This is a genomic window from Paenibacillus chartarius (assembly GCF_042432825.1).
In the GTDB taxonomy this organism is placed as follows: Bacteria; Bacillota; Bacilli; order Paenibacillales; family NBRC-103111; genus Gordoniibacillus; species Gordoniibacillus chartarius.
The window spans coordinates 64,854-84,473 of the sequence record NZ_JBHLWN010000124.1 but is presented as its reverse complement, the minus strand read 5'-3'; the positions used below and the strand labels follow the sequence as shown (position 1 = coordinate 84,473).

The window sequence follows — 19,620 nt, the reverse complement described above, 5'->3', positions numbered from 1 at the left end:
GGGTTTAGAGACTTACGTTGGGTGTAAATGGAACGAATCTTGTTCAGCAAGCCCTAAATAATTACAACAAGTTTGTATCCAAGTTTTGCAGCTTCCCTAATAACCTAATAAAAGGGAAAGCCCCTTCCGCCGTGCTGTCTGCAGAAGGGGCAATGCATAAAAAATGCTTTTCAGTTGTTGACTCATCGAAGGTCATCGTAGCTAACCGTTAGGGAATAGTCGCCGTTTAGCTCGAATAGTACGGTTCATAGGGCAGATGGGAGTTTCATATTCTCCACCGGGCTATATTTTTGATGTTGCTTCTTGATGTCTGAACTGAATAATTCCAGATAGTACTCAACCATATCCAGCGTGGCGTGTCCAAGGATTTTTTGCAAGGTAAATGCGTCGCCGCCGTTTAAAATGTAACATTTCGCCATGGTATGGCGGAAGGTATGCGGGGAAACCCGAACGCCCGTTATGCCGGCCTTTTTGCCGTACTCCTGCATGTTTTCCTGCATCGTTCGCGAGCCGAGCGGACTGTTGGTAATGCTAACAAACAGCGCGTCGGTTTCCAGGTCACCTCGAATGTCGAGGTATTTGCGAAGCACTTTACAGCATGTTTTTTGGATCGGTACTCTCCTTGATCTTCCGCCTTTTCCCTTTGTAATCCGGATTTCTTGTTCTTTGAACAAAATATCGCCGATCTTCAGGTTCATCAACTCTCCAATACGCATCCCCGTTTCAAACATCACCATCATCATCGTATAATCGCGGTAGCCGGTAAATGTTTTTCGTTCGGTCTGGTTTAGCAGCGCGGCGACCTGTTCTTTGTTGAACGTTTGCAGCATCAGCTTTTCCGATTTCACCGTATGCAACTCTTCCGCCAAATTCTGCTTGATCCATCCTTCGCGATACAAATAATGAAAGAAGGCTTTGCACGCTTTGATCCGGCTGTTGACTGTATTGCTTGACTTGCCTTGATCAATCATGTAGGCAACAAAATACTCCTTGATATCCTGCGTGGTTATGCTGAACGCATCCAAGGGAATTTTTTGCTCATCAAAAGCAAGCTTCAAACGTTTCAGAGATTCTTCATAACTTTCCGAAGTACGCGGCGAAAGGTTTCTGGCCTTTACATCTCGAAGAAATGCATGGACGAGATCTTCCCATTTCATTTGCTGTTTGATCGTGCTATGGTCAACGGTTGTCAGCACGTTTTGGCGTCGTTTCACAGTCATTTTGGATTACCCTCCTCAGCATCGATCAAATCAGGAAACTCCTCGAGCATGTTTTCCACCGGACTGTATTTTTCGTGCTGTTCCTGCAGATCCCGGGAAAACAACTCCACATAATAGCGCGTCGTTTCGATTTTGGCGTGGCCCAAAATGCGCTGCAGGGTAAAAATATCGCCTCCATTTAACAGGTACTTCTTTGCCATCGTGTGCCGGAAGGTGTGGCAGGAACATTGAATGCCTTCGATCTTGGCTTTTTTGCAATATCTGGCCATCATCGCGCGAATCCCGGCTGCTTCAAAAGGCCGATTGTCCAAATTCGTCCAGAGGAAATCGTGTGCCTCGGAACCGCGTTCCATCAAGTAGAGCTGCAGTTGCCTCATGCAAATTCGTTGGATCGGCACGGTTCTTGACTTGCGTCCTTTTCCCATCTGAATGCGGATGATTTGTTCCGTAAAGTCGACGTCTTTGATACGGAGCCCGGCTAATTCCTTTAGACGCATTCCGGTGTCAAGCAAGACAAGCATCATGATATAATTGCGATAGCCGGTGAAGGTGGAACGGTCGGGCTGGCTCAGCAGCGCTTGAAGCTGCTCATCCGAAAACGTATGAATGAGTTGCTGTTCGATTTTGAAGAGTTTGGTATCCGCTGCGATACTGTCCGGAATCCGCTGTTCCTCGACATGAAACTTGAAAAAGTCCTTGAGAATGCAAAGGATGCAATTGACGGTTCTGACGGAAAGTTGTTGGAGCAAATCGGGCAAGATCGTATGGGTTAAATCTCGCTGTGTCAGGGAAGACCATTCTAATTGATGGCTCTCCAGGCATTCCTGAAAATTTTTTAAACTGTAGCGATACTTGCGAATGCTTTCAGATGAAAAATTGCGGAATTTGCATTCCATCAAGTACAACCGTACGGCTTCATCGAACGGAAGTCCTGTTGCCGCGTCATCGTGGCTTTTGGTTGTCATTCTGCCTATCCTCCTATGGAAGATAGGCGCGGAAGAAAGATAGGCGAGACTGGAGGGGATTTCCCTCGTCTATCTCAGCGATAGTCGAGCGCAACTAACTTTGTTGAAATCGGCAGGATATCTGCGCTCTCTGGAAAAAAATCCAATCCGCGAAACTCCTTGATACATAAGGATTTTCGGCATTTTGGGAATGCTTGTTCGTTTCGTCCCGGCTCACCTAACACCGCATTCACAAACCTGTTTGCGAACGCAATTCGGCACATGCCGGAAGCGGCAGGAGTATTGACCGTTTCGCTCGATTATTTGGAACGGGAGCCTGCGCCTATGCTGCAGATTCGGGTGAGAGACAACGGCAGCGGGATCGATGAGAAGGATCTGCCGTTCATCTTTGACCGCTTCTTTACGGGGGAAACGGCAAGAAGCCCGCGGAAGAGCGGCAGAGGGCTTGGACTCGGACTGTCCATATGCCAGGAAATTATCGCTTCGCACGGCGGTTCCATCTGCGTTGAAAGCAAACGCGGCGAAGGAACCGAGTTTCATTTTACCATTCCGATTGCAACTCGGCCCACAGCCGTATCCGAATCTTGAAAAATATCATTGAGCATTTGTAAAGATTCTAGTATACTAATTCCCATCGTATAATTATTCAACCGTGTGTTAAATAAATAGGGATGGGGAGAAACGATATGAAAAAACTCACAACAACCGCTGTCGCTCTGGCGTTAACGATGGGACTTGCAGTCGGCTGCGGACAGAAGGACCAGCCTGCTTCGTCGAATGCGGCAGCGCCGGCAGCAGATAACAAGGAGGCGGCCGCACCGGCAAGCCCGTTCAAGGAAAAGGGCAAGCTGATCGTCGGCACGAGCGCGGATTATCCGCCGTACGAATTCCACAAATTGATTGATGGGAAAGACACGATCGTCGGTTTCGACATCGACATTGCGAATGCGATCGCGAAGGACCTCGGACTGACGCTCGAAATTAAAGATATGAAATTTGACGGCTTGCTCCCGGCGCTGGCGACGGGCAACATCGACATGATCGCTTCGGGCATGAGTCCGACAGAGGACCGCAAGAAGAACGTCGATTTCACGAACATCTATTACATGGCGAAGCAGGGCATCGTCGTGCGCGCCGAAGACAAAGACAAAATCAAGTCGTTGGACGATCTGAAAGGCAAGCCGGTCGGCGTGCAGAAGGGCTCGATTCAGGAAAAGCTCGCACAAGAGCAAATCGAGAACGCGCAGCTGAAGTCGCTCGGCAAAATTTCCGATATCGTGGCGGAGCTGAAATCGAAGCGCGTCGACGCCATTGTCGTCGAGCTGCCTGTTGCCAACAACTATGTGAATAAAAATAAAGACCTGGCGATTTCCTCGGCCGAGCCGAAGGACGAAACCGGCGGCTCCGCATTGGCGTTCAAGAAGGGCATCGATCCGAAGGTGCTCGAGCAGGTAAACAAGACGCTCGAGAAGCTGAATGCCGAGAAGAAGATCGACGAATTCGTGGCCAAAGCGAACGATATGGTAGAGTAACACCGACCGGATGAGGCAAGGAAGCGGAAAATGGCGGCATGTACGCTGTTTTCCGTTTTTGCTTGTATAACGCCAGCAAGCTGTGAATTCAAAGTATGCGAAGGAGGACGGAGATGGATTTTTCATTTCTCCAAGAGTACTGGAGCTTTTTTCTTAAAGGCGCCCAGTGGACGATTGTGCTGTCTATATTCACCGTGTTTTTCGGCGTCATTCTCGGCGTCGTTCTGGCCTTAATGCGCCTGTCCAAGGTGAAGGTGGTAAAATTTCTGGCTTCGGCTTATATTGAGTTTATACGGGGCACGCCGCTGCTTGTGCAAATTTATTTGATATATTACGCGCTGCCTTATGCCGATATTAAATTGCCTGACTACGTGGCGGCGATCTTAACGCTGTCGCTGAACAGCGGCGCTTATATCGCGGAAATTTTCCGGGCGGGCATTCAAAATCTCGATAAAGGTCAAATGGAGGCTGCGAGGTCGCTCGGTATGCCGCATTGGATGGCGATGCGCCACATCGTGCTGCCGCAGGCGTTCCGCAACATCCTGCCTGCGCTTGGCAACGAGCTGGTCGTGGTCATTAAGGAATCGTCCATCGTGTCGGTCATCGGCATTATGGAAATCACGTATCAGGCCGATACCGTTCGGGGTATTGTTTTCAGGCCGTTTGAACCGCTTATTGTCGCCGCGATCATGTACTTCGTCTTGACGTTTACGCTCTCGAAACTGCTGAGCCGCTGGGAAGGGAGGCTGCACCGCACATGATTTCCGTTCGCAACCTGCATAAGCGGTTCGGCAAAAACAACGTGCTGAACGGTATCGATATGGACATCCCGCAAGGCGAGGTGCTCGTCGTCATAGGGCCGTCGGGTTCCGGCAAAAGTACGTTTCTGCGCTGCCTCAACCTGCTGGAAACGCCGAGCGAAGGGGAAATCCGGTTCGACGGCACGCTCATTACGAGCAAGGATAACGACATTAACATTCAGCGCCAGCAAATGGGCATGGTGTTCCAGCAGTTCAACCTGTTCCCGCACCTGTCCGTTCTGCAAAATATTACGCTCGCTCCGCGCAAGCTGAAGAAGCTGAGCGAAGCGGAAGCGGAGAGCGTAGCGCTGGGCCTGCTGCGCAAGGTCGGTTTGGAGGACAAAGCGTCCAGCTACCCGGGCTCCTTGTCCGGCGGCCAAAAGCAGCGGATCGCCATTGCTCGTGCACTGGCGATGTCGCCGAAGGTGATGCTGTTTGACGAACCGACTTCGGCGCTCGACCCGGAAATGGTCGGCGAGGTGCTTGAAGTCATGAAGGGGCTTGCTCAGGCGGGGATGACGATGGTCGTCGTTACGCATGAAATGGGCTTTGCCCGCGAAGTCGGCTCGCGCGTCGTGTTCATGGACGGCGGCAAGGTCGTCGAGGAAGGCAAGCCGCACGAGCTGTTCGCCGCGCCGCAGCACCCGCGTACCCGGGAGTTTCTGAGCAAAGTGTTGTAATCGCAGTTAATCGAAACTGGGAGTGGAGTCACATGTCACGCATTCAAGTATTTACTGATAGCACTTGCGATCTGGGCTTGGAGCTGCGGCGCCGTCACGCCATCGAGATGGTGCCGCTGCATGTGATTTTTGACGATGAGGATTATTTGGACGGCGTCAACCTGCAGGCGGAGGATTTGTTTCGAAAGGTGGAGTCCGGCGGCAAGCTGCCGAAGACGGCCGCCCCTTCGCCGGGGGAGTTCATCGCTGCGTTCGAGCCATATATCGAGCAGGGCTGCGATATCGTTTATGTCGGGCTGTCTTCCAAGCTGTCGGCTACATTTCAGAACGCATGTCTCGCCGCCGAGCATTTTCCTTCCGGACGCATCGTCTGCGTCGATTCGCTCAACCTGGCCACGTGTGTCGGGCTGCTGGCCTTGAAGGCGGCCCGCGCTGCAGAAGCAGGTCTGCCGCTCGCTGACATCGAGCGCATGCTTCTGGATGCGCGCGAAAGGCTGGAAGCCGAATTCGTCATCGATACGCTCGACTATTTGCACAAGGGCGGGCGCTGCTCGGCGCTGGCCAGCTTTATCGGCGGTTTGCTGAAAATTCGTCCCGTCGTGAAAGTCGTGGATGGGGGCATGATTTTGGCGAGCAAAATTCGCGGCAAGCGCGAGAAAGCGCTGGAGCAGCTCCTTGCGAATTTGATCGAGCAGCGCGAGCGGATCGAAGACGATTTTATTTTTCTGGAGCATGCTTCGGCGCTTGAAGATGCGCTAGCGCTGAAGGCCCGGCTGGAGAACGAATTCGGCTTGCAAGTCGAGCTCGCCGAGGCGGGCTGCGTCATATCCAGTCACTGCGGACCGCAAACGGTCGGAATCTTGTACTGCCGTTCCTAACATCTAGAGTAGGGGGTCATTGGATGACCATTTGCATCATTTCAGACGGCGGTGCCGATTTGCCGACGGAGCTTGCTGCGGAGCTCGGCATTCGGATCGTGCCGCTGACGGTTCGATTCGGCGACGAGGTGATGCCGGCAGACACCGGCGCTCAAGCGTTTTATAACAAAATGCGGGAGAGCCGGGAGCTGCCGAAGACGGCGAGCCCTTCGCCGCATGACTTTGCCGCAGCGTACCGTGCAGCCGGCCCGGAGACCGACATTCTCGTGCTGACGATTTCTTCGGCCCTCAGCTCCACGTATCAGAATGCGGTGATTGCCAGGGACATGCTCCTCGAAGATCAGCCCCGGAATTGCGGTTCGATTGAGGTGGTCGACTCTTTGAACGCCTCGGGCGGGCTCGGTCTGCTCGCTTATCGGGCGGCAAAGTGGGCCGGAACCGGGATGGTTTTCGACGAGCTGCTGCAGCGAGTAAAGTCGATCGTCGCCGAGTCGAAGCTGTACGTTTTCCTTGAAACGCTGGAGAACGTCATTAAGGGCGGAAGACTTGATCGTGCCCGCGGTGCGGTGGCGTCCATGCTGAACATTAAGCTCGTGATGAAGCGCAGCGACGAGGGGACGATCGAAGTGGTCGACAAGGTGCGCGGCTCGCAGCAAGCAATCCGGCGCATGATCGAACGGATCGGCGAAGTGAAGCACGACTTCGAGAAGGCGGTGCTGGCGATCGCTCACAGCAACTGCGAGGAGAAGGCTCGGAAGGTGCTGGCCGATATCCTGGCCGTTTATCCGTTCCGCGATGTGATTTTTACCGATATGGGGCCTGTGATCGGCACTTATGCCGGTGAAGGCGGAATTCTTGTTTCTTACTGATACGTGCTGCATCCTGCAATTAAATAATAAGTAAAGACCCCGGTTCCAGGTGTTTGCTGCCAAGGAATCGGGGTTTTGTCGTGCTAAGTAATGTATAGTGTTCGAACAACTGCACATTGAATTCAATATTTGTTCAAAATGTTAACAGGCAAATAGTGGTAGAATATACTTGTATACTCAATTTTATTCGATTATTACAGGGAGTGGTTTAGATGTTTGCTTATGATCGCTCATTGCCTCTGGATTATACGGAAATTTCAACAAGTAAAGAGAATGGATACACGATGAAGGACATGTCGTATTTAAGCCCACATGGAGATCAAGTCCCTGGATATTTGGTTATTCCTGATACAGATGATTATCCATTTCCGGCGGTTATTTTTATGCATCCCGGCCAAGGCGATAGAACGACGTTTTTAACAGAAGCGAAGGCTCTAGCCTCGAAGGGTATTGTTTCTCTATTAATATCGGGACCTTCGATTCGAAACAAGTCAACGCAACAGCTTTCCAAGGAACAACAACTCATGCAAATTGTGAAGGAAATAACGAGTATTCATAATTACATACAGATCGTTGTAGACCTTCGAAGGGGAATAGATCTATTATGCAACCTAGATATCGTAGATCCAAACCGACTTATTTATGTAGGACATAGTCTTGGAGCTACATGGGGCGGAGTCCTTGCTGGTGTTGAGGAACGCATCAAGGCATTTGTTCTTTTAGCCGGATTCTCCAGAGTGTCCCAGTGGCATAAATCTAGTGGCCATCCAATTGCCAATTTGGTTAGGCAAGTTTTATCAAAAGAAGAGTTCGAGCATTTTATCTTTGCTTTGGAGCCTTTAGATGCCATTCACTACATTAAAAATACTTCAAATTCATCGTTATTTTTCCAATTTGCTCATAACGACGAATTTGTATCGAGGGAGCAAGCGGAGGCATTTTTCGAAGCAGCAAGCTCCCCTAAGGAAATCGTATGGTATGAAACTGACCATCTATTCACAAACCATGCCGCCTCTTATCTTGATCGAGTGCAATGGATTTTCAAACAATTAGAACTTGAAAAGCAGTAACAGCATTTTGAACTATATTTCCAAAAGTTTCTATAAGTATGGCTACCTTTTAAAGTGGACATTCCGTGGAATTGCAGGAGGAACTGGCGATTCTAAAAGGCTCTGCACATCTTCGACAAAGAAAGGAACTAAGGTTCCAATTCATCGAAGATCATCGCTCCGAGTTTCGTGTGGAGAAGATGTGCAGCGTGATGCAAGTTTCCCGGAGCGGCTTTTACAAATGGCGGAAAGCTATGCCAAGTGAGCTGGAATTACGAAAGGCTAAAGTTCTCGAACGGGTTGCGTACTATTTTCACGATTCCGAGGGACGGTACGGCAGCCCGAAAATCACACAATTGCTGCGGAAAGAGGGCGTCGGGATCTCGGAGCGCACGGTCGGCAACTACATGAAAGAGCTCGGCATCCAAGCTCATATTGAACAATCCTTGCGTTGATCGATCCGTCCCACGTCATCTGCAAGTCACAACGCGCCATACGAATCAACCCGCAAGCCTTATTAAGCTCAAAAGGACCTCAATTCTCTATTCTCGGAGATTGAGGTCCCTTTTATATGTAACATCGGCAGCCCCGGACCATATTCGTCCGAATCTGCCGCAGCTTCGTTATATGAAGTCAGATCATGAATTCTCTTACGCGCCGGCTTCTTGAATTTGGATGAGCTCACTCGGAATCTGAGCCAGAAGCGGCGAAGGATCGGCTCCATGGATGAGCACCAGCTCATGCAGCGCCCGTGTGCAGCCGACATAGAGCAGTTTGGCGTCCTGCGGCGTCGCTTCGTATGCGTCGGCATCGACGCCGAACAAGATGACGGCATCGAACTCCAGCCCTTTAGCCAAATAAGCCGGAACGACCGAGACGCCGCCGCCGTAATGCTGCTGGGCCGCGCCGATCAAATGAGCTTCAATTCCCGCTTGCTGCAGCGCTTTATACACAGGGGCGGACGCCTTCTCCGTGCGGGTAATGACGGCAATCGCCTGCGCGCTGCCGCCGCGGATGCGTTCGACGGCGGCAACCGCCGCCGCTGCCGCTTGCTTCGGCGATGCGGCCCGGAGGATGCGGATCGGCTCGCCGCTCCGGAACACCGGCACGGCCAGCTTCGCATTCGGGACGCCGGCCTGCAGGACATGGTTTGCAAAATGGATGATTTCCATCGTTGACCGATAGCTACGTTCCAGCTCGAAATAGCCGGTGCGCTCCGTCTCAAAGAGCGAGCTGAATTCATCCCACGCATGAATGCCCTGGTAGCCATGAATACCTTGCGACAAGTCGCCGAGGATCGAGAACGAATCGTTCTTCGTATGGCGGCGCAGCAGCTCGACCTGAAACGGCGAAAAATCTTGCGCTTCATCGATCACCGTATGATCGAACATATGCTCGCCGGATATGCCCCAGAAGGTGTCCCGGATATAGACGAGCGGTGCGAGGTCTTCCGGCTGCACCAGCTTCTTCTTGAACTGTGCCGCCGATGCGGAGGCTAGCGATTCCGGCAGCGCTGCACACAGTTCCTTGGTCGCGTAGAAGGGAGGCTGTTTCACATCGAACAAGGCCTTGTAGAAGCCAAACGGCGTCAGTGCCGTCCAAGCCTTCTCGTAGGCGCGCAGCTTTTGCGCTGCCGATTTCTTCAGCTCTTTGCGGCGGCTTGCTTCCCAAACTTTATCGAGCTCCATCTCCAGCCAGCGCTTCATCCGGGCGATAACGCGTTCGCGGCGCTTCATCAGCGGATAATGCTTGTTTTCAACGTCCCACCAGCCACGGATCGTATCAGCGGGCAGCTTCTTGCGCTCCCATGGCTCAAAGTCGGTATCCGGCAAAGCGCCTGCCTCATATTTGCGGAGGCAGTCTTCGAGCAATTGGACGAACCGCACGGAGCCCTTCCAGCGTCCGGGGGCGGTGTCGTCGATAGGCGGGCGCTCCGGGCCCACGGCGAACCAGGCGGCGAGCCTTTCGGCCGGATCGGCCAGCTTCACCTCGTGGTCCAGCAGATCGAGCGCCCAATCCGCGAACGTGCTTTGCTGAATCGAGCCGACCCCGAGCTCCGGCAGCACGCCGGAAATATAATCGAGAAACATGCGGCTCGGCGCGAAAATCATCATTTTCTCGGCATGCACTTGATCCCGGTATTGATAGAGCAGGAAGGCAAGACGGTGCAGGGCAACCGTCGTTTTCCCGCTGCCCGCGACCCCTTGAATAATCAGGGCGGTGTTCTTCGCAGCGCGAATGATTCGGTCCTGCTCCGCTTGGATCGTCGATACGATGTCGCGGAGCTTGTTGTCTTTATTTTCGCCGAGCCGGTACAGCAGGAATTCGTCGGTGACCGCCGGATCGCCCGCACTACGGTCATACGTGTCGACGACGCGCTGCAAAATTTGCTTGCGGATGACGATGTTCCGCTTCAAATAGACGAGTCCTGCGACAAGTCCTTCCGGGGACTCGTACTCAGCCTGCTCCAAACCTCCGGTAAACGAGTAAAACAAGCTCGCAACGGGCGCACGCCAGTCAATTACAAGCAGCTTGCTTGTATCGGGGTCGTCCACGCCAACCTTGCCGATATACAGCGTGGCGGGGGCCGACTGACCGTTCTCTTGAAAATCCAGCCGTCCAAAATACGGCTCTTCAATCGCCCTCGCCATATTACGCCGCCCCGACTCGCGCACCGCTTCGAGCGACTGCTCGGTCAAGTCGTCGCCCCGGTAAGGCGGAATTGCTTGCAAACGCTTGAGCTGCGCATCGATTTGACGGCTCGTTTCCTCCAGCCGCTGCAGCTCTTCTTGATAGGCACTTTGAAGCTTCGTCTCCACGTTTCAGTTACCTCCTAAGTGAATTTGCAAGCTAAACGAAAAACGAATATACCATATATTGGCGAGTGAATGCAAGCGTTTGCGAGTTTGGGGACCAATTCCTTATAATATAGGTAAGCTGTGAAGAAGGTGAAGGAGGCTGGGGACCATGAGTCGTTTGTACGATTTAACCGTAACGACATCGAAAGGGCAGGCGAAGCCGCTTGCCGATTATGAAGGAAAGCCGCTGCTGATTGTCAATCTCGCGTCCGAGTGCGGCTTGACGCCGCAATACGCCGGACTGCAGAAGCTGTACGAGACGTATCAAGAGCGCGGCCTTCATATTTTGGGCTTTCCGTGCAACGACTTTGGAGGTCAGGAGCCGGGCACGATCGGCGAGATCGAACAATTTTGCTCGCGGAATTATGGCGTCACGTTCGAGCTGTTCGACAAAGTCGCTATTTTGGGGGAGGACAAGCATCCGCTGTACGCTTACTTAACGACGCATGCCGAGCCTGCCGGGGACGTCTCGTGGAATTTCGAAAAATTCCTCATCGATCGCAGCGGCCATATTGCCGGCCGCTTCTCGCCGAAGGTGACGCCGGAGGACGAAACGCTGCGCAGCGCAATTGAGACGGTGTTATAAGGATCATGTAGGAAAAGCCGCTTAGATGCGGCTTTTTTTTGTTAAGGAAATTATGCGAAACATAATTTTTGGAAATCGGATTTCCAGTGAACCTTAAGCTATCTCCAGCTTGCCAACAATCCAATCAGCGTAAAAATGCATTAATCCATTGTTTGAAGCATGCTTGGACTGCAAGATTTACATTAGCAGAAAAAACCATAAAATGGTATATTAAATCGAAATTTAACATCTAACCCTTAGTTTTCGACAGCTTTTTCTTTCCGCAATATTTATACTACATTTGGAATATATGAAACTTGGAGGGATGATGATATGGAGAACAAAAAAGAATGGATCGAGCCCTGCCTGGAAGTTTTGGATGTAAGGGAAACAACGCTGCAGCCAACATGGATATTCAAGGAACCCGGAGATAATTATGATTTTTGGCACCGGGAATTAATTCAGATCAGCTAATCAACAAAGCAACAACTAAAATCGACGAATAAAGGAGCTAGGTACATGATCAAAAAAATCGTAGTTAGTACCGTTCTAGCATTTGCCGTTGTCGCTTTCGGTTCGTCAGCCTATGCCGCTGAGGGCAACCATCCCAGTGCTTTGGGCAGTGATGTTGTTACGATCCCCGATACCAAATTAGAGTCGGCAGTACGAACAGTGTTAAACAAACCCACTGGCAGCATTTCCGTCACCGATATGGAGCAGCTCACTGCTTTAAACGGGAACTATCGCCACATCACAAATCTGCAAGGGTTGGAGTACGCCAAAAACCTGAAATCGCTTGAACTGAAATTCAACGAGATTACAGATTTCACGCCGATCTCCAATCTAACGTCCCTGGAGAAACTGGATATTGGATTTAACAAGAATCTTACCGTCTTCCCCTCCCTACCAAAACTCGGTAATCTATCGCAACTTGATTTCGAAGGTAGCCAGATTAGCGATATTTCGAATCTTAAGGACTTGCCGAATCTTAGCTATCTCTCCATTAGTGATAATCCAATCAGCGATTTTTCTCCGATATCCAGGCTTAGCAAGTTGAAAACTCTTATGGCTAGCAACGTTAAGATGACTGACCTTTCGCCCATTGCCGGCGCCACATCCCTTGAAAATCTGTATTTGCGTAGCACTCCATACGGTAACAATATGAATCAAATCTCCGACCTCTCACCGCTTAAAAGCCTGAAAAACCTCAGTATATTGGATGTAAGCTTCAATAATGTCTCGGACCTTAGTATAATCGAACATTTACCCAGAATAAGCCGTATGAATTTGGAATATAACCAAATAACGGATGTTACCCTTGTTTATAACCTCTTTCTAAATGGCCGCTTACCTAATGTAAACATTATTATTACAGATAATCCTTTGAAAGTTTACGCAGGTTCGAAAACCCTGAAACAACTTCAGTACCTGACGGAGCATGGCTTAAAAATCGAATACCTATCATTTTCCAAGTCAACTTCACCCGCTGCAAGCGATATTACCATTTATAATCAACCGGGAATCTCATATGCCGTTATCAAAAATGTGCGTAAGGACATTCAAAGAATTTGGGTTTCTACTGAAATTTCCCCCAATTATCCTGTTGATTTGGGGTATGCGGATGTAAACCCAGATGCTACTGTTATTCATATCCCGCTTGATTTTTCAGTAGCCCTCAAACCTGAAGGCGGTACAGTTTACGTGACTGTCAAAGATTATATAAAGAAACACAGTGATCCTGTCTATATTTCATATGGCCCTGTAACCACAACGGACAAGCTGCCGCCGGTCACGAAATACCAAGTGCAGCCGGTATACGAAACTTCCAGCAAAGGCGAACGATATATCAGCGCTTTAACGGTTACACTTACAGCATCCGATAGCAGCGGCATTCAATCAACCATGTATCGCATTAATGGCGGCATTTGGACGAGCTATACCGAACCGTTTACGATACTCGCGAAAGATGCGTTGAAGGTTGAGTACATGAGTACGGATTCGAATGGAAATACCGAGGATATTAACGTGATGGATTTCGAACACGGAACGTTTATCGGTTCCGGCAAAGTCAATTAATTGAAAAAGATGACATTGTACAGCTACACTGAAGGTTATTCTCTTCTTTAGCATCGTTCAATACCTGAGTAATCTGCAAGTAAAATGATCGAGGTTCCTTGGCCGAAATGTGTCATTCATAACAGTTTGCTCAGAGTCGTCATTGGAGGAATCCAGTGGCGCTTTTTGTTTGTGACATACGTTTTATAAAGACGGTATTGTCGTGGATATGACCGCATTTAATCGTGTGCTGGCTTTCGATCCGCAAAATCGCACGATACGAGTTCAAGCGGGTGCGACATGGGGAGATATTCAGGATTATGTGAACCCGTACGGTCTTGCGGTCAAGACGATGCAGTCGCAGAACATTTTTACGATCGGAGGGTCAATCAGTGTAAACGCACATGGACGCGATATCCGCAACGGGTCGTTGATCAAGAGTGTGGAAGCTTTTCGGCTGCTTACGGCGGACGGGAACATCCTTCAAGTCAGCCGCACCGAGAATCCCGAGCTGTTCCCGCTGGTCATCGGAGGCTACGGACTGTTTGGCATTATTCTTGATGTTACGCTTACATTAACAGACAACGAAATGTACCGGATGCACATCGATCAAATGGATGTCGGGAGCTACAGCCGTTATTTTATGGAACAAGTGAAAACGAACCCCGCTATTCATCTGCACCTGGCACGGATATCCGTAACGCCGGATCAGCCGTTAACGGAGATGTATGCCATCAATTATGAGCTGGACCGTTCGTTGTCATTGAAGGAACACGATGCGTTAAAGACGAGGGAAAGCGGTGTTCTTCCATCTAAGCTTTTATTTCATCTCAACCGGTTCTCCGGTTGGGGGAAAGCCGTGTTCTGGAAGATGCAGAAGGCCTACTTCGATACCCGGCAAGGGAGCTTCATTACGCGAAATAATGCGATGCGGTCGGAGTCGGCGTTTATGGAGTATCGTCAGGCGGGAAGAAACGACGTGCTTCAGGAATATTTTATTCCCGTAAGCCAATTTGAAGGATTTATTGACGATTTTCGCAAGGTGCTTCAGACGGAAGACTTAAATCTGCTTAATGTCACAGTACGGTATGTAAACCAGGATGAAGAAGCGGTGCTTTCGTATGCAACGGCTGACATGTTCGCACTCGTCTGTTTATACAACGTCCCGCTCTCGGAGGAAGGGCAAGCTCGCGTTCGTTCCGGTATGCAGGCTGTTATTGACCGGGTTTTGGAGCATAGAGGGACCTACTACTTGCCGTACATCGCCTATCCGCGGCTTGGCCAGTTTCAGTCGGCCTACCCGAAGCAAGAAGAGTTTTTCCGTAAGAAGGAGGAGTACGATCGTGACGGCTTGTTGATGAACCAATTCTACAATGATTACAGAGGGGGAGCTAAACGTGAAGGGGCGATGGCTGATTAGGTCGCAATCGATCGTAACGCTGGCTGCGGGCTTGATCTATCCTTACTACTTGCTATTTCTCAAAAACTTGGGCAACAGCTTCACCAAGTATGGCCTTGCGTTTGCGGTGTTCACGATCAGCTCCGCCGCTGTCTCGCAGCTGCTCGGTCCTAAACTGGACCGGTATGGGATCAGGCTCCTCACCTATAGCTCACTTGGCATGATGGCTGCGATGCTTTTGTTTCCGTGGGTGGAGCATTATGCGTGGGTGTTAGCGCTGCAGCTGCTGATGGGCGTTTGCAATGCGATGCAAAAAATGAGCGAACGGTTGCTGCTGGCCGATTATACCGAACAGGGAAAGCGGGGGAAGGTGATCGGTTCGTATCATTTTTGGACATCGGTGGCTTCGGGATTTGCCGTTATGATCGGCGGATATGTAATCGACTGGCTGACCATTCAGGCGCTGTTTTATGTAAGCGCGCTGCTGTATGCGATCAGTGCTTGGGTGACTTGGCGGGCCGTGGGGAAATAGCGAGAGACCGAACAACTGCCCACAGTGAGCCTGCTCTTGACATTATGTATGCTGAAGCATGTAGACATCCCCGAATGTTAACACGTAGAGTGACATCTAGTGACCATCAAAGCTCTCGTCTCTTTGGAAGATGGGAGCTATTTGCATTTATTTGCATTTTGAAGATGTCACTCAACAAATCGAACCTTTTCAGCTTAACTAGGATATATACAGTAAACAGTTTGGGAGGTGAAATGGATTGAACGTTTCCGAAGAAGAAGCGGAGAGAATCTACGCAGAACAGTCAGCCTACGTGTTCCGATTAGCATTGTTTCTAACCAAATCCAGGAGCATGGCCGAAGACATTGTCCAAGAAACGTTTATTCAAGTCTTCAAGGCGTTACCCCACTATGATGCTTCGAGACCGATCCAGCCTTGGATTTACAAAATTACGCTGAATACGGTCAGAAAATCCCTGCGCAAAACGTACTGGTCGAGCATATGGAATAAACACCATGGAGACGAACCTGAATCTGTGGAAGCTGCCATTCTAAGAGAAGAATCGAACCAGCAATTATGGGAAAAGGTCAACGCCTTGCCTATAAAAAGTAAAGAAGTCATATACCTCCATTACTACCTTGAGCTGAAGCTGACAGAGATCGCCGAGATTTTGGACATTCCAATCGGTACCTGTAAATCCAGACTGCATACGGCTTTGAAATCATTGAGAAAGAAGTTGTCGGAAGCCGAATGTGCAATGACACCATCTAGTGAAATAGGAGGCTAATTGCCATATGGATGTGCGAGATTCCACAATAACAAACATTCTAAAGGAAAAGTTGGATCGAGAATATCCAACGGCAACATTTAACCGGATATGGGGGCAAACGTACCCGGAGCGGCACGTGCAGAAATCTAAAAGGCTTACATACAAGCGTAAATACGGGTTCGTTCTTGCAGCCCTAACCGTTCTCATTCTGCTGGTTTCGCTGCCTAATACAGCAACGCTTGCCCAGTCCTTTCTGATGAAATCCGTTTTTCAATTCATCGGTTATTTTCACGATCGAAACCCCGATCTTGGGGGGAGGACGACCGAAGTGCGGCAATCGGTGATGGATAATGACGTTAAGATTACCATCTCAGAGGTGTACTATGACGGGTATGAGCTGATTGTCAGTTATTTGATGGAAACGGCTGAACCGGTAAAGAGAGGGATGACTCCATACGATATCGAACTCGGGTTTAACGGGCTGCGTATCCCGGCAACGGCAGGGTATGGGAATCTGATCAATGATCATCAGTATGCCGGGGTTATTTTTACTAATCCAGACGACATGTTGTTGAAGGGGCTGCCGGAAACATTCGATATGCAGATAACCATTGGTAAAGTTGGTTACGAGCTGGCGAACGGGGAGATGGTCAACAAAGAAGGACAATGGAATTTTACATTCAGCACGAATCTAGGGATGCTCAAGGCGGGGATTCGTACGGTGGAGCTTATAACCGTCAGCCAGGATCAGATTCAAATCACGGTTAAGAACATCAGTTATTCGGATTCTTTTATTAGTATAATCGGGGAGACCAAAGAGGGAGAGGCAAGGGAAGGTTTTATCGATATGGAGATCATGGACGAAAATGGACGCTTCCTTGATTTTACTTATAGCGGGATGAGAAAAGGCTGGCATGAAGGAAAATTGAACATCAATACATGGAAAATAAGCTCGCAAATAACAGGTGAAATTCCGAAGTCGATCACGATTCGTCCATATTCGGTACCGAAGGATCCGCCAAGAAAAACGTCGATAGTGCCTCTGGACCGTACGCCGACACCAGAAGCCCCGGTACTGGTACCGCGCGGAAAGCTCGGCAGCTTGGAATTGAGTGGCATCACGCATTTACCTGACAAAACGCTGGTATATTATCGAACTCTTGGCGAGCAACGCTCCGACCACGATGGATGGGCATTTCGGTTACTCATGGAAAATGGTAAATTAGTGGAAATGATTGGCGAATATTACGTCGATATCAACAATGACATCATTGTTCGAGAATTTCCACCTGTGGAACCGGAACAAAAGCTTCGTTTACTCGTTCAAGATCTGGTGCCGAGAACGTACTTGAAGGAGCTTGAAATGACCGTTTTACTCGCAAAGTAAAAACTTATCGCTTGCATTGACGTTTTCTTCGTGGTAATTTAATCCATAATAAGAAGAACGTTAATGAACGGGAAAAGTATTCCGTGTCGGACAGTCACAGCGAGCCGGGGAAGGTGGAAACCGGTACGTACCGCATGGAGGAACCGGGCCCGGGAAACGGTTTGCCGAACCTGCAGCAGTAGGCAAGCCCGGTCAATGACCGTTACAACAATCGAGCGGTTAACCCATGGGTTAGCACGTAGAGTGGAACCGCGGGACCGTATGGCTCTCGTCTCTTTTGGAGACGGGAGCTTTTTGCATTTTTGCTGCTTAAAGAAGATGGAGGGATGCACATGAAAGCGTACAAAATTCGTATCGCCGAGCAAGTATCGGAAATCTATCCTTCAATTCCTAAAGAGGATATCGTCCTCTCGCTCGAAACACCGCCCCAACCGGACATGGGTGACATGACACTGCCTTGCTTTCCATTAAGCAAGCTGCTGCGCCGATCGCCCCTGTATATTGCCGAAGAGCTTAAGGAGCAGCTGCAGCTGGATTTTATCGAACGCAAAGAAGCCGTGGCCGGTTATATGAACATGTATTTTGATAAAATGAGCATCGGAAACGACGTCGTCACCGATATATTAACCCGCCGTGAACATTATGGTTCGCAAACCGTTGGGCACGGAAAGACGATCGTCATCGACTACTCTTCGCCGAATATCGCAAAACCGTTTCACATTGCTCATTTACGATCAACGGTAATCGGACATTCTCTATATCGGATCTTCTCGTTCCAAGGCTACCAGTGTATCGGCATCAATCATTTGGGAGATTGGGGGACGCAGTTCGGCAAGTTGATTACGTCTTATCGCTTGTGGGGGAACGCCGACGCCGTTGAAAAGGGCGGGATCGACGAGCTGCTTCGCTTATATGTCGTCTTTCACGAAGAAGCCGAAAAGCAGCCTGACTTGGAAAACGAAGCGCGTCGTTGGTTTGCGAAGATGGAACAGGGTGACCCGGAAGCATTGCAGCTATGGGAATGGTTTGTGGACATCAGTCTGACGGAATTTAGACGAACTTACCATTTGCTTGGCGTCAGCTTTGATTCATATGCGGGTGAAAGCTTTTACAACGATCAAATGGGTGCCGTCATCGAGGAACTGAAAGCTAAAGGGCTGCTGGTAGAGGACGATGGTGCTTGGCTGGTAAGGTTGGATGAGTATGAGCTCCCGCCTGCATTACTAGTAAAGCAGGATGGCAGCTCGTTATACCATATGCGTGATATTACTGCAGCCCTCTACAGAAAAAAGACATACGATTTTGATAAAGCGATTTATGTGACCGATTATGCTCAAAATCTTCATTTTCAACAATGGTTTAAAGTGATTGAGCGAATGGGATACGAGTGGGCGAACGAATTGGTGCATGTTGCATTCGGACGTGTAAGGTTGGAAGGAAGGGGCCTTTCCACGCGGAAAGGGAATGTATTGAAATTAGAGGACGTGCTGCAGCAAGCGATTGCGAAAGTGAAATCCATTATTGAGGAAAGAAATCCGAGTCTTAGGAACAAAGAGGAAGTCGCAAGAGCGGTAGGCGTGGGAGCGGTGATTTTTCATGACTTAAGCATGAGCCGAATCAAGGATATCGACTTCTCGTGGGAAGAGGCGCTTCAGTTCGAAGGGGAGACGGGACCTTATGTACAATTTACTCACGCGCGCGCATCGCAGGTTCTGAAGAAGGCATATCGTTCTCGGGATATTCCTGCGAGTGATGTGGCGGTCGTGCCAATTCATCTTGCAGATGAAACGTCTTATCAGTTAATTAAAGATCTGTCCATGTTCGGAGATGTCGTCGAAAGAGCGATGGAGAAATTGGAACCATCCATAGTCACCCGCTACCTGATTGATCTTGCACAGCAGTTCAATCGATTTTATCATGAGCATCACATCCTGGTGGAAGACGCAGAAGTGCTGGAGACTCGCCTTGCGTTGGTAAAATGCGTACAAATTACGTTGAAGGACGGGCTGTGGTTGATCGGGATCGAGGCGCCTAAAGAGATGTAGGCACCTCGACACCGAACGGTGATGTGATTCATAGGTGA

19 protein-coding genes and 1 other annotated feature are annotated in these 19,620 nt (G+C 49.8%); of the genes, 16 read left to right on the top strand and 3 right to left on the bottom strand.

The annotated features are described in order from the left end of the window. Window positions 1-245 precede the first annotated feature (245 nt). Window positions 246-1,220: a tyrosine-type recombinase/integrase gene (locus tag ACFFK0_RS30415; protein WP_377475157.1), complete on the bottom strand. Its 975-nt coding sequence runs from the start codon at window positions 1,218-1,220 to the stop codon at window positions 246-248. Then, on the bottom strand, window positions 1,217-2,185 hold the full coding sequence (locus ACFFK0_RS30410) for a tyrosine-type recombinase/integrase (RefSeq protein WP_377475154.1): 969 nt from the start codon (window positions 2,183-2,185) through the stop codon (window positions 1,217-1,219). Before ACFFK0_RS30410 ends, ACFFK0_RS30415 begins: the two co-directional genes overlap by 4 nt. A 159-nt stretch (window positions 2,186-2,344) precedes the next feature. On the opposite strand from ACFFK0_RS30410, the gene ACFFK0_RS30405 reads away from it, so the two are divergent. The 8 genes from ACFFK0_RS30405 (at window position 2,345) to ACFFK0_RS30370 (ending at window position 8,448) form a co-directional block, all read left to right on the top strand. Further along, window positions 2,345-2,773 (top strand): sensor histidine kinase, encoded by a 429-nt coding sequence (locus ACFFK0_RS30405; protein ID WP_377475152.1) that lies wholly within the window; start codon window positions 2,345-2,347, stop codon window positions 2,771-2,773. Window positions 2,774-2,871: 98 nt separating this feature from the next. Further along, the gene (locus tag ACFFK0_RS30400; protein WP_377475150.1) at window positions 2,872-3,717 is read left to right on the top strand and encodes a transporter substrate-binding domain-containing protein; all 846 of its coding nucleotides are present in this window, start codon (window positions 2,872-2,874) and stop codon (window positions 3,715-3,717) included. A 113-nt stretch (window positions 3,718-3,830) separates the two neighbouring features. Further along, window positions 3,831-4,478, top strand: coding sequence for an amino acid ABC transporter permease (locus ACFFK0_RS30395; protein WP_377475148.1), 648 nt, complete (start codon window positions 3,831-3,833; stop codon window positions 4,476-4,478). Beyond that, entirely contained in the window at window positions 4,475-5,197 is a 723-nt protein-coding gene (locus ACFFK0_RS30390; protein ID WP_377475146.1) for an amino acid ABC transporter ATP-binding protein, read from the top strand. The genes ACFFK0_RS30395 and ACFFK0_RS30390 overlap by 4 nt, the downstream gene beginning before the upstream one ends. Before the next feature lie 32 nt (window positions 5,198-5,229). Next, the gene (locus ACFFK0_RS30385; protein ID WP_377475143.1) at window positions 5,230-6,075 is read left to right on the top strand and encodes a DegV family protein; all 846 of its coding nucleotides are present in this window, start codon (window positions 5,230-5,232) and stop codon (window positions 6,073-6,075) included. A 23-nt stretch (window positions 6,076-6,098) separates the two neighbouring features. After that, window positions 6,099-6,944, top strand: coding sequence for a DegV family protein (locus ACFFK0_RS30380; RefSeq protein WP_377475142.1), 846 nt, complete (start codon window positions 6,099-6,101; stop codon window positions 6,942-6,944). A 212-nt stretch (window positions 6,945-7,156) separates the two neighbouring features. Then, a complete protein-coding gene (locus ACFFK0_RS30375; protein WP_377475140.1) occupies window positions 7,157-8,014 on the top strand; it encodes an alpha/beta hydrolase family protein in 858 nt (285 codons plus the stop codon). A 65-nt stretch (window positions 8,015-8,079) separates the two neighbouring features. Then, a complete protein-coding gene (locus tag ACFFK0_RS30370; protein ID WP_377475138.1) occupies window positions 8,080-8,448 on the top strand; it encodes an IS3 family transposase in 369 nt (122 codons plus the stop codon). A 195-nt stretch (window positions 8,449-8,643) separates the two neighbouring features. Here ACFFK0_RS30370 and ACFFK0_RS30365 read toward each other — a convergent pair whose 3' ends face one another. After that, entirely contained in the window at window positions 8,644-10,812 is a 2,169-nt protein-coding gene (locus tag ACFFK0_RS30365) for a HelD family protein (protein ID WP_377475136.1), read from the bottom strand. 148 nt (window positions 10,813-10,960) lie between these two features. Between ACFFK0_RS30365 and ACFFK0_RS30360 the strand changes: the two genes are divergently transcribed. The 8 genes from ACFFK0_RS30360 to argS all read left to right on the top strand — a co-directional run bounded on the left by ACFFK0_RS30360 (window position 10,961) and on the right by argS (window position 19,582). Beyond that, window positions 10,961-11,437 carry a glutathione peroxidase gene (locus tag ACFFK0_RS30360; RefSeq protein ID WP_377475134.1) on the top strand — a complete coding sequence of 159 codons (477 nt, stop codon included), beginning with the start codon at window positions 10,961-10,963 and terminating at the stop codon, window positions 11,435-11,437. 312 nt (window positions 11,438-11,749) lie between these two features. Then, window positions 11,750-11,890, top strand: a complete 141-nt coding sequence (locus tag ACFFK0_RS30355; RefSeq protein WP_377475132.1) for a paeninodin family lasso peptide — start codon at window positions 11,750-11,752, stop codon at window positions 11,888-11,890. Window positions 11,891-11,935: 45 nt separating this feature from the next. Beyond that, a complete protein-coding gene (locus ACFFK0_RS30350; RefSeq protein WP_377475130.1) occupies window positions 11,936-13,492 on the top strand; it encodes a leucine-rich repeat domain-containing protein in 1,557 nt (518 codons plus the stop codon). A 196-nt stretch (window positions 13,493-13,688) separates the two neighbouring features. Beyond that, window positions 13,689-14,891 carry an FAD-binding oxidoreductase gene (locus ACFFK0_RS30345; protein WP_377475174.1) on the top strand — a complete coding sequence of 401 codons (1,203 nt, stop codon included), beginning with the start codon at window positions 13,689-13,691 and terminating at the stop codon, window positions 14,889-14,891. After that, entirely contained in the window at window positions 14,869-15,402 is a 534-nt protein-coding gene (locus tag ACFFK0_RS30340) for an MFS transporter (protein ID WP_377475128.1), read from the top strand. The genes ACFFK0_RS30345 and ACFFK0_RS30340 overlap by 23 nt, the downstream gene beginning before the upstream one ends. Window positions 15,403-15,640: 238 nt before the next feature. After that, window positions 15,641-16,168 (top strand): RNA polymerase sigma factor, encoded by a 528-nt coding sequence (locus ACFFK0_RS30335; protein ID WP_377475126.1) that lies wholly within the window; start codon window positions 15,641-15,643, stop codon window positions 16,166-16,168. Window positions 16,169-16,175: 7 nt separating this feature from the next. Continuing rightward, window positions 16,176-17,537, top strand: a complete 1,362-nt coding sequence (locus ACFFK0_RS30330; RefSeq protein WP_377475124.1) for a DUF4179 domain-containing protein — start codon at window positions 16,176-16,178, stop codon at window positions 17,535-17,537. Between the two features lie 54 nt (window positions 17,538-17,591). Continuing rightward, window positions 17,592-17,816: a binding site (T-box leader), on the top strand. 53 nt (window positions 17,817-17,869) lie between these two features. Beyond that, entirely contained in the window at window positions 17,870-19,582 is a 1,713-nt protein-coding gene (argS, locus tag ACFFK0_RS30325) for an arginine--tRNA ligase (protein WP_377475122.1), read from the top strand. Window positions 19,583-19,620 lie beyond the last annotated feature (38 nt).

Excerpts from the sequence above, each read along its gene's own strand:
- ACFFK0_RS30415 (WP_377475157.1), bottom strand. The coding sequence starts at position 1,220 with ATGACTGTGAAACGACGCCAAAACGTGCTGACAACCGTTGACCATAGC.
- ACFFK0_RS30410 (WP_377475154.1), bottom strand. The coding sequence starts at position 2,185 with ATGACAACCAAAAGCCACGATGACGCGGCAACAGGACTTCCGTTCGAT.
- ACFFK0_RS30400 (WP_377475150.1), top strand. The coding sequence starts at position 2,872 with ATGAAAAAACTCACAACAACCGCTGTCGCTCTGGCGTTAACGATGGGA.
- ACFFK0_RS30395 (WP_377475148.1), top strand. The coding sequence starts at position 3,831 with ATGGATTTTTCATTTCTCCAAGAGTACTGGAGCTTTTTTCTTAAAGGC.
- ACFFK0_RS30390 (WP_377475146.1), top strand. The coding sequence starts at position 4,475 with ATGATTTCCGTTCGCAACCTGCATAAGCGGTTCGGCAAAAACAACGTG.
- ACFFK0_RS30385 (WP_377475143.1), top strand. The coding sequence starts at position 5,230 with ATGTCACGCATTCAAGTATTTACTGATAGCACTTGCGATCTGGGCTTG.
- ACFFK0_RS30380 (WP_377475142.1), top strand. The coding sequence starts at position 6,099 with ATGACCATTTGCATCATTTCAGACGGCGGTGCCGATTTGCCGACGGAG.
- ACFFK0_RS30375 (WP_377475140.1), top strand. The coding sequence starts at position 7,157 with ATGTTTGCTTATGATCGCTCATTGCCTCTGGATTATACGGAAATTTCA.
- ACFFK0_RS30360 (WP_377475134.1), top strand. The coding sequence starts at position 10,961 with ATGAGTCGTTTGTACGATTTAACCGTAACGACATCGAAAGGGCAGGCG.
- ACFFK0_RS30355 (WP_377475132.1), top strand. The coding sequence starts at position 11,750 with ATGGAGAACAAAAAAGAATGGATCGAGCCCTGCCTGGAAGTTTTGGAT.
- ACFFK0_RS30350 (WP_377475130.1), top strand. The coding sequence starts at position 11,936 with ATGATCAAAAAAATCGTAGTTAGTACCGTTCTAGCATTTGCCGTTGTC.
- ACFFK0_RS30330 (WP_377475124.1), top strand. The coding sequence starts at position 16,176 with ATGGATGTGCGAGATTCCACAATAACAAACATTCTAAAGGAAAAGTTG.
- argS (WP_377475122.1), top strand. The coding sequence starts at position 17,870 with ATGAAAGCGTACAAAATTCGTATCGCCGAGCAAGTATCGGAAATCTAT.